Origin of the sequence: Staphylococcus intermedius NCTC 11048 (genome assembly GCF_002902385.1) — a bacterium.
Taxonomy (GTDB): Bacteria; Bacillota; Bacilli; order Staphylococcales; family Staphylococcaceae; genus Staphylococcus; species Staphylococcus intermedius.
This window is the reverse complement of the sequence record NZ_PPQH01000032.1, coordinates 1-22,156: the sequence shown is the minus strand read 5'-3', so window position 1 is coordinate 22,156 and position 22,156 is coordinate 1. Positions and strand designations below refer to the sequence as shown.

Sequence of the window (22,156 nt, the reverse complement as noted above, 5' to 3'; positions counted from 1 at the left end):
CTATAAAGAACCTAACTTGATATTATCTTTATACATTTCATTATCGATCTTATTATATATTACACTACTCATAAGAAATTAAAAAACTGTATTAAACGGAATATTTTGTTGCTTAAGTGGAATATGTATCGTTTTGGATTTCTAAAATGTTGAAAATTTTTAATCAATAGGAAATGAAAGCATTAAAAAACGCCGTGTTTTGACACGGCGCTAAACAAAGGGGATGGGAGAAATTTTTCACTTCAAACAAAGGGGTATGTTTGTAATGTGATTAATTTCATGCTCATAATATATCACGTGTATGATGTTGTTTCAACCCATTTAGACTCAGAAATTAAAACTTTCACAAACCTGACATATTGTAAACGGATTCAACAACATCAAGCTTTCATTAATTTTTCAAAAGCATCTAATTTTTGTTCAAATACTTTACATGCATCTTCAATTGGACCTGGTGTTGTCATATCAACACCTGCATTTTTCAAGATTTCAATCGGATAATTTGAACTTCCTTTTTTCAAGAATTCATTAATGTAACGTTCAACAGCCGGTGCCCCTTCTGTTAAAATTTGATGGCTTAAACTTTGTGCTGCACTATAGCCAGTTGCATATTGATATACGTAATAGTTCATATAGAAATGCGGAATGCGTGACCACTCTTTACTAATGTAATCATCAGTTTCAACAGTGTCACCGAAATATTGACGATTCAATGCGGCATACTCTTCGTTCATACGCGTCGCAGTTAATGGCTCCCCTGCTTCTTCAATTTGATGGATTTTATGTTCAAATTCTGCAAACATAGTTTGACGGAATAATGTTGCACGGAAACGTTCCAATTCCTGGTTAAGTAATAATAGACGGCGTTTGTCATCTAAATTTTGCTCCATATAATGACTTAACAACGCTTCATTACATGTTGATGCCACTTCAGCTACGAAAATTGAATAACCACTCATATTCGATGGTTGATTTTTACGACTGAAATAGCTGTGCGCAGAGTGACCAAACTCATGTACTAACGTATACAAGTCAGATACTGTATCAGACCAGTTCAATAAAATGAATGGATTTGTGTTGTGTGAACCTGAAGAATAAGCACCAGAACGTTTACCTTTATTTTCATAAACGTCAACCCATCTGTTATTCAAGCCTTCTTTAATGACGTTTAAATATTCTTCGCCCATTGGTTCAAGACCTTTCAACATCCACTCAACCGCTTCGTCATAAGGCATTTCAAATTTAATATCTTTAACCATTGGCGTATACATATCGTACATTTTCAGATCATCGACACCAAGCAAATCTTTTCTTAATTTTGTATAACGATGTAACAGTGGTAAGTATTCATGAACGGTTTTCACAAGATTATCGTAAACCTCTTCAGGAATATGGTTATTCCCTAATGCTTGCGCTCTGGCACTCTTGTAATTGTGAGAACGTGCATTGAACACATGCTTTTTCACTTCACCTGCTAATGTTGCCGCAAGTGTATTGTTATAGCTGCCATACGCTTTATACATATTTTCATAAGCCGATTGACGTAAAATACGATCATCTGACTCTAAATATTTGATATACGAACCTTGTGTTAACGAATGCTTTTCGCCGTCTTTGTCTGTGACATCATCAAATGTTAAGTCCGCATTATCAAACATACTAAATACATTGCTTGGTGTAGACAGTGCATCTTGTGCTTCAGTTAACAATTTTTCCTTTTCTGCATCTAATACGTGCGGACGTTTTTGGTTAATTAAGTTTAAATCAAATTCGAAACGTTTTAATCCTTCGTGTTCAGCAACGTAAGACTCAATTGTTTTTTCGTCAATTTGTAGTAATTCAGGCACTAAGAAGCTCCATGCTGAACTTAATTTAATTGCTAATTGATGTGCGCGTGCTTCAAAACCTGTGTATTTATCATTTGCAGTATCTTGGTCTTGTTTTAAATGGGCATAAACATATACAGATTCAAGTTCCGTTTCAATTTCATCTTCTAATGAAAGGGCTTGATACAATGTTTCAGCGTTGTCACCTAAATGACCTTTGAATTTTTCTTCTTTTCCAAGATAGCTTTCAACTGTTTTAAACGCTGTTTCCCATGCCTCATCACTTTCGAAAATCGTCGTGAGGTCCCATGAATATTCAGGATATTTCTGTTCTTGTTGTTCTCTTGTCAATTGTTGGCTCATTATAAATTCCTCCTCGTGATGTAATACTCCTATTTTCTCATTTTCCACAGCATAATGCACTCTATATACCTACAAATTGAGAAGTTTTAAATAGCGCTGTATGATTGGGTTGATAATCTGTTGACGCTCACATGTCTCTACCGCAAAATGACGAAACTTCAACTGCTTCAACAATAGTGAATGACTTGGGATACCTACTTGAAGACACTTCAATATATACAGTTGCCATAATACGGGATGTGTCTGAATATAAATTTGTTCTGGAAATAAAAATCCTGTTATTTTCGCGACTTGTTCATCCGACATACGCATTTGATACATCATTGACAGCGTAGGCTCTAACACACTATTTTGACGCCGACAATGCTGAATATATTTTAAAATTTGAGATGTCGACAGCTTTCTGACAATCAAATCATTTTGAGGAACCTGTTGTAAATCTTGACACAATGCCTGTATTGAAAGTGGCATCAATTCACCGTGAAAAGTTTTCGCCGTTATAGGCATAATATGGGATAATCTGAACAACTCACATGATGACGTATCTATGCAATATAACGTTTTAATAGACGGTATGATACATTGCTGTTGTAATTGCGATAACACATAAAGTCCTTTTTTCATTTGAGGCTTTTCCGCTATCCATAATACGTGATGCCCCTCTCTTTGTAACCCTTCTGTCCGTGCTTTCATCGTCTTAATCGCAATGGGACTCAGTTGAATCTCAATTGCCCACGTTTTAAAGATAATGTCTGGAATTTGCATAATACTTTGTAAATAAGGTTCCAATTGTGTTTCCGAATCGATTTCATAAAGTTGTTCGTACAATATAGATTTACATCGTGCATGTTGAATCGACTCCCCCTTTAAATGTACATGCCCCATTGAATGCCGGTAATGCGCGAAATGAGCCCCCTTTCGCACCCCTTGTTTTAATATCAATACTTCTTTACAGATAGGACAATGATACACTTCTTCCTTACGTGCATGTGTTGCTAAAATTTGTTGTGACTGCGCATTATATGCTGTTAACATCTCTTTTCACCTCATCCAATTACACGTTTAAGCTTTATGAATTACTTTTGGATAAGGTCAATTTTTCAAAACAAAAAAGACCAAGCGATACACTCACTTGATCTCTTTTCATTTAATTAATATTTGGTTATTCCGCTTCAGGAAAATAACGTTTCACTTGTTCAACAACATTATGACTCATCACAATTTTGCCGTAATCATTCAAATACAGTTCTGACTTATCACTTGGCGCAGTAAACTCTAAAATTTGACCATAGTAGTCATGAATGTGTTCTTCTGCAACTGTGTCGTCAAAATGAACCACATAATAATACGTGTCATCTAACATATAAAGTAAATCTTCAAATTCTGTTAGTCGTTGATCATTTCGATGTGCATAAGCAATCACATCTTCTAAATCTTCAAACTTAAAGATGGCCGTACGAGTTGTTGCTGCACGATTTTTATTTGAACGTTTTCGATATGATTGTTCTGTATCTTTATCGTTTTCTGTTTCTTCATCTTTCAACGACTGTGATAACAATTCATTGAGTTGACTATCAAATTCATCAAAAGCACTATCATCTTCAGACATTTGCATTAAATCATCATTTTTGGATTTTGAAATGGTTACTTCGACACCTTTTTCGAAGGCATGTACTTGAATCCACAGCGGCCCTTCAACCACAAAATCTTCTTCTTCGTTGACTTCTTCCATCACTGACCAGAAGAATTCTTCGCCGCGCTTACGGTTTGTCCAAAGATCTTCGCGTTTGAATCCACGTGCTTCTATATCCGTATACGTAATAAAAAGCTTTACTGTCATGTCATCAATTCGTTCTATTCTCATATCATCTCACTCCTTACAGTCGATGAATAGTAATCCTATTGTATTAAACAACTTCAAAAAACTCAATCTATTTGTCTGTATCATATCATCTTTCAGGAATAACCTAGAATAAGTATAACACAACCTGTTTATCCCGCTATTTTTGTAACTCGTCTTTGTCCTGTTAATGATGTACTTAGATTGTTATAAAGATGCGTTGTTACATGTCATACTTAAAAAACAGAAAAAGGACCGGAACGTCAATAGTTCTAGTCCTTTTATATATGACTTCATTAAGATGAATGTTTAATCTACCATACGTTGCGCTTCTTGTAATTGGAACGTACGTACTTTACGTGGTAAGAAACGACGAATTTCATCTTCGTTATAACCCACTTGTAATCGTTTATCATCTAATATGATTGGTCGACGTAAAATGCCTGGATTATCTTGAATAATCGCATATAAATCTTGAAGTGGTAGGGCATCAATATCCACGTTTAATTTTTGGTAAGTTTTAGAACGTGTTGAGATAATTTCGTCCGTTCCATCTTCAGTCATTTTTAAAATTTGTTTAATTTCATCTAAAGTTAAATGTTCAGAAAAAATATTTCGCTCCGTATACGGAATGTCATGTTCTTGTAACCATGCTTTCGCTTTACGGCAAGATGTGCAACTTGGTGAAGTAAATAATGTTACCATACATCTCACTCTCCTAATTTAATGAAAATGAATTCATTGTAATTTAACGTTTCAAGATTGACTGCTCAATATGTGTTAAAACAATTCAAATCTTTAATGTTCTCGCTTCTAACGCTATGATTCTATTATACACCTAAAACATTAAAATTAAATGAGAAAAATACAAAATAATCCAATGATTTCAATAATCAGACTTTAGTAGTAGTTTTGACTATCCAATTATTACTTTCATCATATCATAACTTACAAACGATGAAAATACTGTTACAATAGGAGTATCGATTAAACATGAAAGAAAGTAGGCTATCCAATATGAAAACGTTATTCTCAGGAATTCAACCGAGTGGTATCCCCACAATAGGAAATTACATCGGTGCATTAAAGCAGTTCGTGGACATTCAAGATGCGTACGACTGTTATTTCTGTATCGTGGACCAACATGCAATTACGGTACCACAAGATCGTTTGAAGTTAAGAAAACAAATTCGCCAACTCGCTGCGATTTATCTTGCGACAGGCCTTAACCCAGAAAAGGTCACACTATTTATTCAATCTGAAGTGCCAGCACACGCTCAAGCTGGATGGATGCTCACAACGATTTCTTCAATCGGTGAACTTGAACGTATGACGCAGTTTAAAGATAAATCTCAAAAGCAAAGCGAAGGCATTCCAGCTGGTTTATTGACTTATCCCCCTTTAATGGCAGCGGATATTGTCTTATATAACACTGATATTGTGCCAGTTGGCGATGATCAAAAACAACATATCGAATTGACACGTAATTTAGTGGATCGTTTCAACAGTCGTTACAATGATGTTTTGACAAAACCAGAGATTAAAATGCCAGAAGTCGGTGGCCGTGTCATGAGTTTACAAGATCCTACTAAGAAAATGAGTAAAAGTGATGACAACCCTAAAAACTTCATTTCTTTATTAGATGAACCAAAAGTTGCCGCTAAAAAGATTAAAAGTGCTGTGACAGATTCAGATGGCATTATCAAATTTGATAAAGAGAATAAGCCGGGCATCACGAATTTATTGACGATTTATTCTAGCTTAACAGGTGAATCGATTGCGTCATTGGAAGACCGTTATGCAAATGAAGGTTATGGTAAGTTCAAAGGAGATTTGGCAGAAGTGGTTGAAAACTTCTTGACGGATTTCCAAGAGAAGTTCAATAGTTTTTATGAATCAGATAAATTGGATACGATTTTAGATGAAGGTCGTGACAAAGCACATCGCGCATCGTTTAAAACGTTGAAGAAGATGGAGAAAGCGATGGGGTTAGGACGTAAGCGATAAAGTTTAATTCTTAACATTTCATATTCTTTAACATTAAATTGTAACCCACCGATTGCTGAATCATTATAAAAGTATAGTTGCAAGTCTTCAGATTGCTTCCTAGGTCTCGCTTTCCCAGGGGACTTGCCTCAACTAAATTTGGCTTGATTTAAGTGCACACTTGGTGGAAGCCAAATTGGATTTTCGGCTGCGTCTGATCCCTCGGGAGTCTCGACCTGGTTGCTATCTGACTTGCAACTGCTTTATTTTCAGCATCTCTCATGTTACGCTCTCTTATTCATTTGTTAATCCTCTTATGATTCCTAATTCTTTCTCTTTCTTCCTATCTTCATCAATGCATTTGATGTGCTGATAACTTTTTTGAATTCATCTCAAGTTTGTTGCTTTAGCTTATGATTTATATGCGTTAGTCCACACAGTTTTACCTCTACTTTTCAACTTAGTCTACTTGCAACTTTCCCACGCAAAAAAAGCGTGTTACTGCATAGGATAACCTAAACAATAACACACTTTTTAATTCATTCTTTCAACTACTTTTCTTTCTTCTTACCAGTTTCTCTATCTATACTCTTATCGATATAAGCGTATTTCAATGACGTGTCCCCACCAATATTATGATACTGTAAGTTTTTCACTTGTGGGTTCGTTAAATGTGCTTCACCTTTTTGGTAAATCGGTGCGATTGGTGCTTCAGCTAATAATAATTCTTCAGCGTCCACTAATGTTTGGTTACGCTTTTTAACGTCACTTAACAATGGACCATTCGCATCTTTCACTTTTTGATCATACTCTTTATTACTCCAACCTGTATTATTTGAAGAGTTACCTGTTGTCATAATGTTTAAATATGTCATCGCATCAGGATAGTCTGGCCCCCAACCAGAGATAGAAATTTCATATTTTCCACTTTGTTCACGAGCAATACGTTGTTTAAATGGTAATTGTTGAATTTTAACTGTTACACCAGGTAAATTTTTCTCAATTTGTGCTTTAATAAACTCAGCTGAGATTTTGTTCGCTGGTGTATCATCTGTATTCATTTTAAACGTAAATTCATTTTGACCTAGAGCTTTTTTCGCTTTTTCATAGCTGGCTTTCGCTTCATCTGGATTGTACTTTAACGGCGACTTAATTTGATCTGTATAATCGTTACCATCAGGATCTTTCGCTGTTTCTTTTGATGTAAAACCATCAGTTGGAGTCGAACCGTTGTTTAACACGGCATCAACATACGCTTGTTTATCAACCGCTTTTGCCAATGCCAGACGCATATCTTTATTTTTCAATGCTGGCACGGCATCTTGATTGAGTTTCAAATAGAATGTCGCAGCAAGTAAACGTTTTTGTAAAGCGGGTGTCCCTTTATATTTATCGACCTGTTCTGATGAAATGACTGTATCATCTACTGATCCGGTATCATAGAGTGATGCACCTGCTTGCCCATCTTTTAAAACTTTATAATTAATTTTATCAAGTTTGACCACATCTTTATCCCAATACTTGTCATTTTTAACTAATAAGATTTTATCTTCCACAGCCCATTTTTTCACTTTAAATGGCCCATTATAGACTGCTTTTTCTGCAGTGGTACCGTAGCGGTCACCGAATTTTTTCACAACTTTTTCATTTTGCGGTAAGAATGTACCAAACGCTAACATTTCTTTGTAGTATGGAATTGGTTTTTCCAGTTCAAATTGTAACGTATAGTCGTCCAGTGCTTTCACACCAAGTTCTGATGTTTTCTTTTTACCCATATTGATTTGTTCAGCATTTTTCAAGTCATACATAATGTACGCATATTCTGAAGCAGTATTCGGGTCTAACACACGGCGCCATGCAAAGACGAAATCGTGTGCTGTCACTGGGTCTCCATTCGACCATTTCGCATTTTTACGCAGTTCAATTGTCCACGTTTTACCGTCATCAGAAATTTTCGGTTGACCTTTCGCAACACCTGGTACTGCACTATCATTTTTATCTAAAGTATATAAGCCTTCATAGACTTGATTAAACTTGTCAAAACTTACAGAATCAGTAACTTTTGCTGTATCAAGTGAAGACATATCTTGAGTGATTACTTTACGAAACACTTGTCCCTCATCACTATAAATCCCGCCATTGTTACTACAAGCGGCTAATACGAATAATAATAAAACAGATGTAATCAGTAATTTAAATCTATGCTGCTTTTTCAATTGTGATTCCCCCTTTCCGTCTTTATACACCGACTGATTGGTGTTCCGTTTGAAATTGTTTCAGTTCTTCTTCTGTCGCAAACACATAATGATCTTTTGTACATTCCACTAACTGACGCTGATCATTTTTTGTATGATCTTCTTCATAAGCGACACGCGTTCTTGTACGCTCGCTGTCTGGATCAGGTTGTGGTACGGCAGATAATAAAGACTTCGTATAAGGGTGAATCGGATTGTGATAGATTTCATCAGCAGGTCCGAGTTCTACAATTCGTCCAAGATGCATCACAGCAATTCGGTCCGAGATGTATTTCACCATTGATAAATCATGTGCAATAAACAAAAATGTGATATTGCGTTCACGTTGTAATTTTTGCATCAAGTTCACGACTTGCGCTTGAATCGATACGTCCAATGCTGAAATCGGTTCGTCTGCAATAATAAATTCAGGTTCTACCGCTAATGCACGGGCAATTCCGATACGTTGACGTTGACCGCCTGAAAATTCGTGCGGATAACGATTGGCGTGACTTTTTCTTAATCCTACAGTTTCTAATAAATCATAGACACGTTTTTTACGATCTTTACGGTCTTTTGCTAAACCGTGGATATCAATCCCTTCCGCAACGATATCCATTACTTTTAAACGTGGATTCAATGATGCATATGGGTCTTGGAAAATCATTTGAATCTTTTTATTAAACTTCAATAAATCTTTACGCTTTTTAATTTCTTGAATGTTAACCCCTTCGTAAAGCACCTGTCCATCCGTAACATCGTTCAACTTAATAATCGCTTTACCTGTTGTCGATTTACCAGAACCCGATTCGCCTACAAGTCCGAAAGTTTCTCCTTTAAAAATTTTAAAAGAAATATCTTCAATCGCACGAACTTCATTGCGTTTGCCATGATTGAAATATTGCTTTAAATTTTTCACTTCAACTAATACTTCTTTATCATTCATTAAACGACACCCTTTCTACGCGTTCTGGTTTGGCAAAGTTGTTCGGCATTGGACGCTGCTTACGCTTTACCATTTCTGGCGGTTCAACTTCAGGTGCACGCTCATCTAACAACCATGAACGAACAAAATGTGTAGGTGACACTTTAAACCATGGCGGTGCCTCTTTGAAATCAATCGCTAACGCATACTCACTACGCGACGCAAAGGCATCCCCTTTTGGTGGACGTGTTAAATCTGGTGGTGAACCAGGAATCGCCATTAACGCCGTATCATCCGCCATTTCTAAATCAGGCATAGAAGATAATAACCCCCAAGTGTAAGGATGTTTTGGGTCATAGAAAATTTCGTTGACATCACCTGTTTCTATCATCTGGCCACCATACATTACTGCCACACGATCTGCCACATTCGCCACAACACCCAAATCGTGGGTAATGAAAATAATAGACGTATCAATTTTTTGTTGAAGTTCTTTCATCAAGTCTAAAATTTGTGCTTGCATCGTTACATCAAGCGCTGTTGTCGGTTCATCCGCAATTAAAATTTTCGGCTCACATGCCAATGCCATCGCAATAACAATACGTTGGCGCTGACCACCTGAAAATTGATGTGGATATGCATTGAAACGCTCTTCAACACGTTTTAAGCCCACTAGTTTTAGCAACTCGACCGCACGTTTTTTCGCTTCAGCTTTACTTAAACCGATATGACGAATAATCGGTTCCATCACTTGCTTACCAATTTTCATCGTTGGGTTGAGTGACGTCATCGGATCTTGGAAAATCATTGAAATTTCTTTCCCACGTAACTTCATGAGATCTTTTTCCGATTTTTGAGTTAAATCTTCACCGTTAAAAATAATACTGCCATTTTTAATGCGACCTGTTTGTCCTTGGAATAATTTTGTGATTGCTTTCGTTGTGACAGATTTCCCTGAACCTGACTCTCCAACGATGGCCAACGTTTCACCTTTATCCAAGTACAAATCAACGCCTCGAACCGCTTGCACTTCCCCTGCTTCAATATCAAAGGAGACATGCAAGTCATTGATTTCTAATACACGCTCAGACATTGTACATTCCTCCTTTATTTACGCATTTTAGGGTCAAATGCATCGCGTAGCCCATCACTAAAGAGATAGAAAAATAGAATTAATAAACTTAATACGACCGCCGGAATAAATAACTCATGCGGATGGATTAATAACATCGCACGACCATCGTTTACAAGAGAACCTAAAGAAGTTCTTGGTGCAGGCACCCCGATTCCGATAAAGCTTAAGAACGCTTCAAAGAAAATCGCATTCGGTACTGTAAACATTGACGTAACAATAATCGCACCTAATGTATTCGGTAAAATATGTTTGAAAATGAGTTTTAAATTCGATGATCCTAATGTACGAGATGCTAAAACGAACTCTTGATTTTTTAATTTTAAGAATTCTCCACGTACAACACGACTCATCCCAATCCAACCTGTAATCGTCATCGCTAAAATAATCGTCCAAATCGATGGTTCAAAAATTAAGACGAATAAAATCACGACAATGAGCGTTGGAATTGAAGAAATAATTTCGATAATACGTTGCATAATATCGTCGACACGACCACCGAAATATCCGGAAACCGCACCGTATATGACACCGATAAAGATATCTAATAATGCAGCAACAAGACCAATGAAAAGTGATACTTGCGTCCCTTGCCATGTACGTGTCCATAAATCACGTCCGAGTTGGTCTGTACCAAACCAGAAATTTTCTGTCACGTGTGCTTTTTCGTAGGCGTTGCCATCAGCGCCTTGCCCGTCAAACGGTAGGAATGGCACTTTATCTAATACTGCAATTTTCGCAGGTAAGTTACGACGTTGCACATCTTGTTCTGCATAATCGTGACCATTCAACAAAGGACCAATCAATGCAAATAAGATAATAATCACGAGACCAATCATCCCAACGACAGCAAGTCTGTTGCGCTTTAATTGTGCCCAAGCATCTTGCCAAAATGTACGACCTTCACGTTGAAATGCTTGTTCCCCACTATCCGGTGTGCCTGTACGAATAAAATCTTCATGCATAATTCCAGAGGTTTGCGCAACAGTTGCGCCTGAATGATCATCTTGTGGTAAATGACGTTCTTGATTTGACATTATTTTTTACCTCCTTGCAAGCGAATTCGTGGGTCAATGAGACCGTAAAGGACGTCCACAATGAAAATAGAAGCGATAAACATTGCACTGAATAATAATGTAATCGCCATAATCACTGAAAAGTCATTTGTCGTAATTGAACGCACAAACTGGTCACCAAGCCCTGGTACACCGAAAATATTTTCAATTGTTAATGTCCCAGTTAAAATACTCGCTAACATCGGTACAAGGATTGTTACAACTGGAATCAATGCGTTTCTTAACGCGTGCCCGAATAATACTCTTGCTGTCGAATTACCTTTTGCACGAGCAAGTAATATGTAATCAGAACTCAATACTTCAATCATTTCCGCTCGAATATATCGTGCCACCGTTGCTAATACAACTGCTGATAATGCGAGCGATGGTAAGATTGCCGTAGATACGCCCTCCCAACCCGCTACTGGGAACCATTGTAATCGTACCGCGAATACGTATTGTAATAGTACAGCTAATACGAATGATGGGACTGAAATGGCGATAACTGATATAAAGGTGGCGAGATAATCGACCCATGTATTTTGTCGAGTTGCTGCCATAACCCCTAGTATCACCCCTAAAATGACACCAATGACCATTGCAAATAAGCCCATTTGAAGCGATGGTACTAATCTCGGTTTAATGAGATCCCAAACAGGTTGGTTGTCGTATTGGAATGAATTACCAAAATCTCCTTTTACAACATTTTTCATATAGTTGCCGTACTGAACAGGTAGTGGATCATTTAATCCATATTTCTCATTCAAAATGGTCTTTTGTTGTTCACTTAACTTTTCGTCGTTAAATGGTGAACCTGGCATCAATTTCATCAAGAAAAATGTAATGGTAACAATGATGAATAGAGAAATGACCATATACAGCAAACGCTTTAACGTATATCTAAGCATTGACTTTACCCCCTACATGCTATTTAACATTCCCTTCTAAATTTTCAGAAATATTAATGCTATTATAGACTTTTCATAAAATTTAATCAATAACATTTTGATTTACCCCAATAAAGTTTTTGAAATTTTTAGCTTTATATCGACTATTTAGACTGCAAATAAAAAATTTATGAACTAAAAATGAGATGTCAAATTGAGCTGTTTCCGTTACAATATGGGAGTAAATACAAAAAAGGACTGAAACGATGAAATACTTAAACAAAAATGCTTTAATTTATATTTTATTGACACCTATTGCAAGCATCATCATTTGGCTGTTTTCAACGCATACTTTTACCCAATTGTTGAACATTTTTTTCACCGTCTCCATTTTAGTCGGGATTCTTTTGTTCACACTATTAGTTGTTCAAGAAGGGGTTCTCGATGTGACGAGCTATGGTTTCAGAAAGTTTCGTTACCAAATGATGCGTAAAAAGAATCGTTCACGTTTAGAAGATGATGCATTTTTCAACCCAAAAGAACCTAAAAAGGCACATCATTTTATCTCACCGTGGATTAAGCCTGCTTTAATCATGCAGCTCATTTACTTTTTATTAGCGATTCTTATTGCATATTTAATATAAGTCAATGTGTATGACTCATACACAAATGTTTTTCTAGCGTGCATACTCAGTCGGAATATTTCGAAATGTTGTTGTGATGCTTGATCACTATGAAATGATCATATTGACGACTTTAAATTAGAACGCAGCCATGAAAGGCAATGTGTATGACGCGTACTCTACGCCAATATGCCTATAACATCGATGTACTTTATAAACGGAAGCCTAGTGACGACTTTCTACTATTATATAGTCACTTCTTACAATTCTATTTTAAAAAACAGCTTGTGTGACGTTTCAGATGTATTTCTAAAACAAACAGTGTTGTATAACTATTCAGAGAAATGAAAGTTCCTTTAACAATGGTATGGTGAAAAAGACGAGGCAATCTTGGATTATTTAGAGATTGTCTCGTCTTTTTAGAAACTAACATACTTTTAACACCATATGATTTATTCCATTATATTCATGAATTGTATGAGCTTGAATTTAAATATCAATCCCAGTGTGAAATTTTGACAAGACAATTGTCGTCACATTCATCGTCGTACTGTTTTTTAGAAAAAGTTACATACATGAATAAAGCGATGACACCCTCTATCATCATAGAAAGCATCATCGCCTATTTAAACCGATCTATTCACTATATTTCTTAAAAATTAATACGGCATTGTGTCCACCAAAACCTAAGCTGTTACTCATTGCATATTCGATATCATGATCAACCGCAACGTTTGGTGTAATATCTAAGTCAATTTCTGGGTCTGGTGAATTTGCATGGATCGTCGGTGCGATTTTACTATCACGAATGGATAAAATAGAGAAAATTGCTTCGACACCACCTGTTGCACCTAATAAGTGACCCGTCATTGATTTTGTAGAACTAATTTTAAGGTCATACGCTGCTTCGCCAAATGTATTTTTAACTGCTTGAATTTCTGATAAGTCGCCTACTGGTGTACTTGTCCCGTGTGCATTGAGGTACTGGATGTCGCTCGGTTGGATACCTGCATCTTTAATCGCAGCCTCCATCGCACGAGAACCGCCTTCACCTTCTGGACCTGGCGCCGTAATATGATACGCATCACCCGTTGCACCATATCCGACAAGCTCAGCATAAATTTTTGCGCCACGTGCTTGTGCAGATTCTAATGATTCTAAAATTAAAATCCCTGCACCTTCACCCATCACGAAACCGTCACGACCTTCTTGGAATGGACGACATGCTGTTTCGATATCACCATTTGTTGTTAATGCACGGCTCGCACTAAATCCTGCAATAGACATATGTGTGATTGGGGCTTCTGTTCCACCTGCAATCATCGCATCCGCATCGCCGCGCTCTATAATTTTAAATGCTTCACCAATAGAGTTGGTAGCAGTTGCACAAGCTGTCACAGTTGCACCGTTCGGCCCTTTCGCACCTAAATCAATCGATACTTGTCCTGATGCCATATCTGGAATTAACATCGGTACGAAGAAAGGACTAACACGACGTGGTCCTTTGGCTTTCAATTGATCATACGCTTGTTCAAATGTTTCCATTCCACCAATTCCTGAACCAATCCATACGCCGACACGATTCGCATTCGTTTCATCAATTGTAAGTCCTGAATCTGTTAACGCTTCACGAGACGCCACAACGGCATATTGTGTAAAACGCGCCATTTTACGTGCTTCTTTTTTAGGAATAAAGTCTTCAACATTAAAATCTTTCAGTTCTCCACCAATGTGAACTTGATAAGGTTCTGTATCGATTCTTGTGATTTTGTCGATGCCATTCACACCATTTAATGCATTTTCCCACATTGTCGGGACATCATTTCCGATTGGTGATAAGCCACCGAGACCTGTCACTACAACACGCTGTTTTTTTGTCATATTCATTTCCTCCTCTATTTATTTACCCCATCTGATGACGATTGAGCCCCATGTAAGTCCGCCACCGAACCCTACAAAAACAACGACATCATCGTCTTTAATACGTCCATTTTCTAGCTCTTGTTTAACACTAAGCGGGATAGAAGCTGCTGATGTGTTACCAAATTTATCCACTGAAACACTCATTTTTTCTTTTGGTAAATTTAATCGTTGACGTGCAGACTCCATAATACGAATATTGGCTTGGTGCGGAATAAACATATTAATATCATCTGGGCCTAAGTTTGCTTTTTCAACTGCACGTTGTGATGATTCACCCATCACACGCACGGCAAATTTGAATACTTCTCTGCCATTCATACGAATAAAGTTTGTTTCTTGATCTTGGTAAAGGTATTTGCCACCCACACCATCTGAACCTAACTCATAACTCAGAATACCACGATTCTCAGATACTTCGCCAATAATCACTGCACCTGCACCGTCTCCAAACAAAATGGCAGTCGAGCGGTCATTTAAATCTGTAATTTTTGAAAGTTTGTCAGCACCGACGACAAGCACATTTTGATATTCACCTGATAATACAAATGAACGTGCTGTCACGATACCATACATAAATCCAGAACATGCGGCTAATTGATCCATTGATGCAATTTTACCAAGTCCTAGTCGCTGTTGTAACATATTCGCCACTGTTGGAAAACGATGATCTCCAGTAGATGTTGCAACAATAACCATGTCTATGTCTTGTGCATCGATACCTGCATCTTCAATCGCACGAATACTTGCTTCATACGCTAAATCAGATGTATCTTGATCTGCATCTGCCCATCTACGTTCTTTAATTCCTGTCATTTGTGAAATCCATTCGTCAGATGTGTCTAGGTATGATTCAAAATATGCGTTATCGACAACACGATCTGGCGCGTATGCACCAAATCCTTTAATACCTACATTCATGGTTTGAACACCTTCTTTTAAAATTTTTAATACCAGGTATTAATTTAACACATTGTCATAAAAAAAGACAAGTGACATGCTGGGGATGGTATACAAAACATCTCAAGCATACTATAATAGAATTATCAGTTAATATGGAGGCAATATACAATGAAATACTTCATCACATTGATTTGGGCTATTTTACTCGTAGAAATGATTAATTTCGTATTAAATAGCTTGAGTGGTGGCGGGCCACTAAATGTTGTGACACCATTGTTTGTCGCTGTCATTATGGTGATTGCACTTGCATTGTTAGATGTTGCGACGACACCACCAAAACAATCACAAGATTCGAATTAGATTTTGACATACTATGAATTTTGAAAAGGTTGGATGTTGAACAGAATTATCTGTTCAGTATCCGATCTTTTTTAATTTGTTGCATTTATCACGAAAAACACTGTCTAATATGTAAAAAACTGATGAGACTTAAATATGGCCTCATCAGTTTTTATGTTGTAAAAGCATTTACTTCATTTCGTATGATTTTACTTTATTTGTTTTTGCATCGAAATAACGTAATGATTGTTCACGGCTTTGAATTTTTTTATTGTTTTCTAAACCATAATTATTGTCGTATAATGTCGCTTCCCAACTACCATACATCGGGTTAGGGAAAATGATGTATTTGCTACCAAAATCATCTTCATGTTGCTTCACGAGCGCTTCACGTGATTTCGCTGTTGGCTGTTTTGGCTCATCAAAATCTAATAAGTTATCACCAAATAACATCACTAAATTGTAATCTGTACGCACTTTATCGCGGCGTTCAGTTTTCCCATTTTCCCCTTCTTTTTTCAACAACACATGCTTTTTATCTGCTTGTGGTAACTTTTCATTTCTTAAGTTTTTAATCGTCGCGTCTAAATCTTTTTCATGTGAGCGGTCTGATACATAAAAGATTTCTACATCATGACGATCTGCATATTTTAAAAATGATTTCGCGCCATAAACGGGTTTCGCTTGTGCAGATTGTACCCATTCATGCCAGCCTTCTGGGAAAGATTGACCTTTTAATGCATTCGTTGCTTGATAAGGTGAGTTATCAAGGACTGTCTCATCAATATCAAGGACGATCGCTAATTTTTTACCACCGTGGTGATTTTTAATTTTTTTACTTAAAGTTTCTTTTGCTGCGTTATAGCCTTGCGCATACAACGCTTTCGCTTCAGCTGAATTTTGATACCAAGCAACGCTCATAATATTTTGTTGACCTAATGTTTGAGCTGCCTTGTCTTTCGCTTTTGTATCCTGCTTTTCAGTTTGTTCAGTTTTAACGGCGCCAGTACCTGAAGCGTATGTTGCTGTTGATACGCTTGAAGAAACGATGCCTAGTGCTAAAAGTGCTGCTGATGCTTTTGTCCATTTATTCAAGTTCTTCACCTTTTCTATGTATGATACGTGAATCTATCCGATACATTATTCACACATCTATATTAAATCCTTTTTAAGTAAATCTCAATATTTCTATTAAAATTTTTATATTTAATGCAACAAGTGAAAATTGGACATGAAAAGTTTGTTACAATCCATACTTGAGTTTATTTCACTTGTCCAATTCCTAAAATTGATGTTTTCGATTGTATTATCATCATTAATGGATATAAGTCCATAAAAATAGAGAGAGACTGGGCAAATTAATGTCCAGTCTCCATCATTTTTATTTTATTCACTTTCACGCTCTGCACTTTGTGGTTTTTCTACTTCAAATTGAATGTCGCCATCTTTCAAATCACCACGTACGATTGTGCCTTCTGGTAAGTTTTCTTTAATCATCATACGTGCAAGTGGTGTTTCCACATGACGTTGTACGAAACGTTTGAGTGGGCGTGCACCAAATTGTGGTTCGTAAGCTGTTTTGCCCGTCCATTTAGCCGCTTCATCTGAAATTTCTAATGTGATACGTTGATCCATTAAACGCATATTCAAGTTAATCAAGATTTTATCGACAATCATTTGCATATCGTCTACAGTTAATGGTTTGAATAATACAATATCGTCCATACGGTTTAAAATTTCAGGTTTAAAGTACGCATTCAAACTGTTCATGACTGCTTTTTCTGTCGCTTCATCGATTTTACCGTTATCTTTCACATTTTCGAGTAAAATTTGTGAACCGATGTTACTTGTCATAATGATAATTGTGTTTTTGAAGTCAACACTGCGTCCTTTTGAATCTGTTAAGCGACCTTCGTCTAAAATTTGAAGCAATACGTTAAAGACATCTGTATGTGCTTTTTCCACTTCGTCTAACAAGATGACTGAGTAAGGTTGACGTCTCACTGCTTCTGTTAATTGGCCCCCTTCATCATGACCGACATATCCTGGAGGCGCACCAATCAAACGAGAAACGGCATGTTTTTCCATATACTCACTCATATCAATGCGAATCATATGTTTTTCAGAATCAAACAATGATGACGCTAATGATTTGGCTAATTCTGTTTTACCGACACCTGTTGGCCCTAAAAATAGAAATGAACCGATTGGGCGATTTGGATCTTTAATGCCGGCTCTTGCACGTACTACTGCATCTGCTACTAAATCAACCGCACGATCTTGCCCAACGACGCGTTTGTGTAAAATATCGGATAAGTGCAATAATTTTTCACGCTCAGTTTCAACAAGTTTTGACACAGGAATACCTGTCCATTGACTTACGATTTCGCCAATTTCCTCATCTGTCACTACTTCACGAATGATGCGGTCTGAGTCTGTACCTTGATCTTCTTGGAACGCCGCTTCTAACGCTTTTAATTCTTTTTCTAATTCTGGAATTTTACCATGTTGAAGAATTGCCGCTTTTTCAAGATCGTAGTTATTTTCAGCATCTTCTAATGCTTTACGGCTTTCATCGAGTTCTGCACGTTTTTCTTGGACTTTTGCAATTTTTTCTTTTTCATTTTCCACACGCGCTTGTAATGACGCTTGTTTTTCTTTTTCTTCAGCTAATTCTTCTTGTAATTCTTTCAAACGGATACGACTTGCTTCGTCAGATTCTTTTTTCAATGCATTTTCTTCAATTTCTAACTGCATCACACGACGATTCGCTTGGTCAAGTTCCGTTGGGTTGGAGCCCATTTCAGTACGAATTGTAGCTGAAGCTTGGTCGACTAAATCAATCGCTTTATCTGGTAAGAAACGGTCTGTAATATAGCGGTCTGACAATTCCGCTGCAGCAACGAGTGCACGGTCTTGAATACGGACACCGTGATGGATTTCATAACGTTCTTTTAACCCTCTTAAAATAGAAATCGTATCTTCAACAGTCGGCTCAGCAACCGCAACTTTTTGGAAACGACGCTCTAATGCAGAATCTTTTTCGATATATTCACGATATTCATTTAATGTTGTTGCACCGATACAGTGAAGTTCCCCTCTTGCTAACATAGGTTTTAACATGTTACCGGCATCCATTGCACCGTCAGTTTTACCTGCACCGACTAACATATGGATTTCATCAATAAAGAGGAGGATACGTCCTTCTGATTCTTTCACTTCTTTTAACACTGCTTTAAGACGTTCTTCAAATTCACCGCGATATTTCGCACCTGCAACGAGTGCACTCAAGTCTAATTCAAAAACTGTCTTATCGAGTAATGAGTCCGGCACATCTCTTTTCACAATACGCTGTGCCAATCCTTCAACAATCGCTGTTTTACCGACCCCTGGCTCACCGATAAGGACAGGGTTGTTTTTCGTTTTACGACTTAAAATACGAATCGTGTTACGAATTTCTTCATCTCGGCCAATGACAGGGTCCATATTACCTTTACGGACTTCTTCAACGAGGTCACGGCCATATTTTGCTAATGCTTCGTAGTTTACTTCAGGATTTTGTGTAGTCACATGATTCCCTCCTCTTATCTTTTTAATGATTTCAATAATGACATCTTTTTTACCGTCTACAAAACGTTTTGTCGTTTCATCTATATCAATAGCTGCACGTAACACATGTTCCATCGAAATGTATTGATCGTCATATTCTTGCATATACTGTTCAGCTTTAACGAATAAGTCATTCATTTTAGGCGACATATATTGCCCATATTGGACATTGTCCCCTTTTACTGTTGGATAATTTTTAAGTTTGTCGTCATAGGCTTGGTTTAAAGCATGCGTATCAATGTTTGCACGTTCTAAAATACTTTGAAATAAGCTTTCTGGTGCTTCGAGAACTGCTTTTAAAACAGCCTCTACTTCTACATTTGTTAATTTGTAAGTTTTCGCATGTTCAATTGCTTTTTGAAGTGCATTTTGAATCGCATGTGTCATTTGATTAATGTCCAAAATGTCTCACTCCTTTATTAGAATAGGTCGAATTGACTTTGACTTTCTTTGACCTTAATACTATTATAAGCCTACTTTACCTAAAAATCAATCGATAACTTTGACTTTTTTTGACTATTTTATATTTTTCAAGCATAAGAAAAGGCTGGTCAACATCAACCGGCCTTTTCTTATTTATCCTTTTTCTTTGTACTATGTTGCTTTTCAATGGCTTGAATAATATTGTGCGTTAATGCGCGCACACCTGGTGGTTCTAAATGAATCCCATCCGGCGCAAAATATTCTGTATGATTTTCAGAATGACGATACCAATCGACTAACGTGACATTCGCACGTTTTTTCGCCGCTTTTGCTAATACTTCATTCACGTGTGCTTCATAAGAACGTGGGACTCGCGTATTCACAAGGTAAATATCTGCTTTGCCAAACTGTTCTAATAAATTGTTCAGCTGATCTTCTGTAAAATCACCGTTTGTCCCTAATTCAAGGACGACAATATCATTTTTATCACGATAGCTTTGATATTGTTGTTTCGCAAGAGAAGTGGCTTCGACCAATTGACGTCCCACTTTACCATTGATTTCTGCTTTAGGCACAAATGATTTAAAGTAATCTCCAATGTCTACCATAACTGAATCACCAATTAATAACGGTTTCCATGAAGCATATTTTTGGTTGCTTCCTTTCACAACAAAGCCATCAATTTCAAGTTGCGGTAGTGGGCTTGGTCGTGTGATCAGTTTATCAATTTCTTCTGTATTCACTTCTGTCACTTGTGTACTGTGCTTTGCAAAACGGTTAAATACGCCAGCAAACACGAGGAGACTCGGAATAAGTAAAATCATCACTAACCATGTGCGCAACACTTTTTGCGAACGCCAATTTTTCAGTTGGTTAAAGGCGAAAATCTTAAAGCCTTCTTTTCTAAATGGCTGTTCGATAAATTTGTAAGAAAACTCTGCCATGAGCACCATTAATAAAATCTCAACGACATAAACTAAAGGTGGGATTTGACCTTGCACGAACTGATGGTGAATGATTACGATAATCGGATAATGCCATAAATACAAACTATACGAACGACTACCAATAAAAGTAAAAAGTTTGTTACCTAAAAACTTCGCAAAATACCCTGAAGGATGTACACTACTCGCGATAATGAATAATGTGACCGCTGAAATGAGAAAAAATCCACCGTAATACAGAATACTGTTTGTCTCAGATACAAATTTAAAACATATGAACAAAATAGCTAAACCCACAACACCTACAGTATCGATCATCATACGCATTTTGCGGTTTACTTTTGCTTTTAATTGAAAAGGTGGCCATACGAGCGCAAGTAATACCCCCATCAATAATGTTTGTAATCGTGTATCTGTACCAAAATACACACGTGCGACATTTTCATTCGGTACGTACAACACCATCATCGTGATCATAGAAATGACGAGTAAAATTAAAAATGTAATACGTATCGATTTCAACCGACGTACAAAGGTTAACAAACCTAGTAATACAATCGGAAACACGAGATAAAATTGCTCTTCTATTGCTAATGACCAAAGATGTTTTAATGGTTGTACTGCAAATTGTTCAAAATAGTCGACATTTTGCATAATGTACCACCAATTTGACACATAAAAAACGGCTGCAATACTATCGGCACGTACTTTTTGAATTTCCGTTGGCATGAAAATCAAGGTCAGCACGAGTACACCCATAACTAAAAAGAGTACTGCAGGAATCAAGCGTTTAACACGTCTCATCCAAAATGATGTCAATTCAATTTTTCCTGTATTATGATACTCCGTTAATAACAAACTCGTAATTAAATAACCAGAAATCACAAAAAATGTATCTACCCCTAAAAAACCACCTGACAACCATTGTGGATTGAGATGATAGATAATGATTGCAATCACTGCAACCGCTCTGATGCCATCTAAACCTGGCATGTACCGAGGCGTGATAGGTTTTCTGTCTCGTTGATTAAAGTTCCACACAAACATCATTCTTTCCAAATTTAATGTATTGATTATATATTGTATACTTTTGTTTTCATTCGTGCAATCGTATTTTTAAAATTAATGTAAACGCTTTATTATATAT

17 protein-coding genes are annotated in these 22,156 nt (G+C 37.0%); 3 read left to right on the top strand and 14 right to left on the bottom strand.

The features are described 5' to 3' along the window. Positions 1 to 380: 380 nt before the first annotated feature. The 4 genes from pepF to spxA form a co-directional block, all read right to left on the bottom strand. Entirely contained in the window at positions 381 to 2,189 is a 1,809-nt protein-coding gene (gene pepF, locus CD138_RS07690) for an oligoendopeptidase F (protein ID WP_019167284.1), read from the bottom strand. Between the two features lie 69 nt (positions 2,190 to 2,258). Next, a complete protein-coding gene (locus CD138_RS07685) occupies positions 2,259 to 3,224 on the bottom strand; it encodes a competence protein CoiA (RefSeq protein ID WP_019167285.1) in 966 nt (321 codons plus the stop codon). A 127-nt stretch (positions 3,225 to 3,351) separates the two neighbouring features. After that, on the bottom strand, positions 3,352 to 4,053 hold the full coding sequence (mecA, locus tag CD138_RS07680; RefSeq protein WP_019167286.1) for an adaptor protein MecA: 702 nt from the start codon (positions 4,051 to 4,053) through the stop codon (positions 3,352 to 3,354). A 285-nt stretch (positions 4,054 to 4,338) separates the two neighbouring features. Next, the gene (spxA, locus tag CD138_RS07675; protein WP_014614374.1) at positions 4,339 to 4,734 is read right to left on the bottom strand and encodes a transcriptional regulator SpxA; all 396 of its coding nucleotides are present in this window, start codon (positions 4,732 to 4,734) and stop codon (positions 4,339 to 4,341) included. A 312-nt stretch (positions 4,735 to 5,046) separates the two neighbouring features. Between spxA and trpS the strand changes: the two genes are divergently transcribed. Further along, positions 5,047 to 6,036, top strand: coding sequence for a tryptophan--tRNA ligase (trpS, locus tag CD138_RS07670; RefSeq protein ID WP_026066754.1), 990 nt, complete (start codon positions 5,047 to 5,049; stop codon positions 6,034 to 6,036). A 530-nt stretch (positions 6,037 to 6,566) separates the two neighbouring features. Here trpS and CD138_RS07665 read toward each other — a convergent pair. From CD138_RS07665 to opp3b, 5 genes are read right to left on the bottom strand one after another with little or no spacing between them, the layout of a single operon-like run. Then, the gene (locus CD138_RS07665) at positions 6,567 to 8,231 is read right to left on the bottom strand and encodes a peptide ABC transporter substrate-binding protein (RefSeq protein ID WP_019167289.1); all 1,665 of its coding nucleotides are present in this window, start codon (positions 8,229 to 8,231) and stop codon (positions 6,567 to 6,569) included. Positions 8,232 to 8,253: 22 nt separating this feature from the next. After that, a complete protein-coding gene (locus CD138_RS07660) occupies positions 8,254 to 9,195 on the bottom strand; it encodes an ABC transporter ATP-binding protein (RefSeq protein ID WP_019167290.1) in 942 nt (313 codons plus the stop codon). Then, positions 9,188 to 10,267 (bottom strand): ABC transporter ATP-binding protein, encoded by a 1,080-nt coding sequence (locus tag CD138_RS07655; protein WP_019167291.1) that lies wholly within the window; start codon positions 10,265 to 10,267, stop codon positions 9,188 to 9,190. The genes CD138_RS07660 and CD138_RS07655 overlap by 8 nt, the downstream gene beginning before the upstream one ends. 14 nt (positions 10,268 to 10,281) lie before the next feature. After that, the gene (opp3C, locus tag CD138_RS07650) at positions 10,282 to 11,343 is read right to left on the bottom strand and encodes an oligopeptide ABC transporter permease (RefSeq protein WP_019167292.1); all 1,062 of its coding nucleotides are present in this window, start codon (positions 11,341 to 11,343) and stop codon (positions 10,282 to 10,284) included. Continuing rightward, complete coding sequence (opp3b, locus tag CD138_RS07645) at positions 11,343 to 12,269, bottom strand: oligopeptide ABC transporter permease (protein WP_019167293.1); 927 nt, start codon at positions 12,267 to 12,269, stop codon at positions 11,343 to 11,345. The genes opp3C and opp3b overlap by 1 nt, the downstream gene beginning before the upstream one ends. A gap of 245 nt (positions 12,270 to 12,514) precedes the next feature. On the opposite strand from opp3b, the gene CD138_RS07640 reads away from it, so the two are divergent. Next, on the top strand, positions 12,515 to 12,892 hold the full coding sequence (locus CD138_RS07640) for a DUF3899 domain-containing protein (protein WP_019167294.1): 378 nt from the start codon (positions 12,515 to 12,517) through the stop codon (positions 12,890 to 12,892). A gap of 615 nt (positions 12,893 to 13,507) precedes the next feature. Here CD138_RS07640 and fabF read toward each other — a convergent pair. Together fabF and CD138_RS07630 are read right to left on the bottom strand one after the other, a co-directional pair. Further along, positions 13,508 to 14,752, bottom strand: a complete 1,245-nt coding sequence (gene fabF / locus CD138_RS07635) for a beta-ketoacyl-ACP synthase II (protein ID WP_019167295.1) — start codon at positions 14,750 to 14,752, stop codon at positions 13,508 to 13,510. A gap of 18 nt (positions 14,753 to 14,770) precedes the next feature. Then, positions 14,771 to 15,712: a beta-ketoacyl-ACP synthase III gene (locus CD138_RS07630; RefSeq protein ID WP_019167296.1), complete on the bottom strand. Its 942-nt coding sequence runs from the start codon at positions 15,710 to 15,712 to the stop codon at positions 14,771 to 14,773. Positions 15,713 to 15,862: 150 nt separating this feature from the next. Between CD138_RS07630 and CD138_RS07625 the strand changes: the two genes are divergently transcribed. Continuing rightward, positions 15,863 to 16,054 carry a DUF2929 family protein gene (locus CD138_RS07625; RefSeq protein ID WP_019167297.1) on the top strand — a complete coding sequence of 64 codons (192 nt, stop codon included), beginning with the start codon at positions 15,863 to 15,865 and terminating at the stop codon, positions 16,052 to 16,054. 168 nt (positions 16,055 to 16,222) lie between these two features. Here the strand turns inward: CD138_RS07625 and CD138_RS07620 are convergent, their stop codons facing one another. The 3 genes from CD138_RS07620 to CD138_RS07610 all read right to left on the bottom strand — a co-directional run bounded on the left by CD138_RS07620 (position 16,223) and on the right by CD138_RS07610 (position 22,056). Next, complete coding sequence (locus tag CD138_RS07620) at positions 16,223 to 17,128, bottom strand: 5'-nucleotidase, lipoprotein e(P4) family (RefSeq protein ID WP_019167298.1); 906 nt, start codon at positions 17,126 to 17,128, stop codon at positions 16,223 to 16,225. 291 nt (positions 17,129 to 17,419) lie between these two features. Continuing rightward, positions 17,420 to 20,044 carry an ATP-dependent chaperone ClpB gene (clpB, locus tag CD138_RS07615; protein WP_019167299.1) on the bottom strand — a complete coding sequence of 875 codons (2,625 nt, stop codon included), beginning with the start codon at positions 20,042 to 20,044 and terminating at the stop codon, positions 17,420 to 17,422. A 170-nt stretch (positions 20,045 to 20,214) separates the two neighbouring features. Then, positions 20,215 to 22,056: an acyltransferase family protein gene (locus CD138_RS07610; RefSeq protein WP_019167300.1), complete on the bottom strand. Its 1,842-nt coding sequence runs from the start codon at positions 22,054 to 22,056 to the stop codon at positions 20,215 to 20,217. Positions 22,057 to 22,156: the final 100 nt, after the last annotated feature.

What these genes read in the sequence shown, in the direction of transcription:
- pepF (WP_019167284.1), bottom strand. Translation starts at nt 2,189, where the DNA reads ATGAGCCAACAATTGACAAGAGAACAACAAGAACAGAAATATCCTGAA.
- CD138_RS07685 (WP_019167285.1), bottom strand. Translation starts at nt 3,224, where the DNA reads ATGTTAACAGCATATAATGCGCAGTCACAACAAATTTTAGCAACACAT.
- mecA (WP_019167286.1), bottom strand. Translation starts at nt 4,053, where the DNA reads ATGAGAATAGAACGAATTGATGACATGACAGTAAAGCTTTTTATTACG.
- spxA (WP_014614374.1), bottom strand. Translation starts at nt 4,734, where the DNA reads ATGGTAACATTATTTACTTCACCAAGTTGCACATCTTGCCGTAAAGCG.
- trpS (WP_026066754.1), top strand. Translation starts at nt 5,047, where the DNA reads ATGAAAACGTTATTCTCAGGAATTCAACCGAGTGGTATCCCCACAATA.
- CD138_RS07660 (WP_019167290.1), bottom strand. Translation starts at nt 9,195, where the DNA reads ATGAATGATAAAGAAGTATTAGTTGAAGTGAAAAATTTAAAGCAATAT.
- CD138_RS07655 (WP_019167291.1), bottom strand. Translation starts at nt 10,267, where the DNA reads ATGTCTGAGCGTGTATTAGAAATCAATGACTTGCATGTCTCCTTTGAT.
- opp3C (WP_019167292.1), bottom strand. Translation starts at nt 11,343, where the DNA reads ATGTCAAATCAAGAACGTCATTTACCACAAGATGATCATTCAGGCGCA.
- opp3b (WP_019167293.1), bottom strand. Translation starts at nt 12,269, where the DNA reads ATGCTTAGATATACGTTAAAGCGTTTGCTGTATATGGTCATTTCTCTA.
- CD138_RS07640 (WP_019167294.1), top strand. Translation starts at nt 12,515, where the DNA reads ATGAAATACTTAAACAAAAATGCTTTAATTTATATTTTATTGACACCT.
- fabF (WP_019167295.1), bottom strand. Translation starts at nt 14,752, where the DNA reads ATGACAAAAAAACAGCGTGTTGTAGTGACAGGTCTCGGTGGCTTATCA.
- CD138_RS07630 (WP_019167296.1), bottom strand. Translation starts at nt 15,712, where the DNA reads ATGAATGTAGGTATTAAAGGATTTGGTGCATACGCGCCAGATCGTGTT.
- CD138_RS07625 (WP_019167297.1), top strand. Translation starts at nt 15,863, where the DNA reads ATGAAATACTTCATCACATTGATTTGGGCTATTTTACTCGTAGAAATG.
- CD138_RS07610 (WP_019167300.1), bottom strand. Translation starts at nt 22,056, where the DNA reads ATGTTTGTGTGGAACTTTAATCAACGAGACAGAAAACCTATCACGCCT.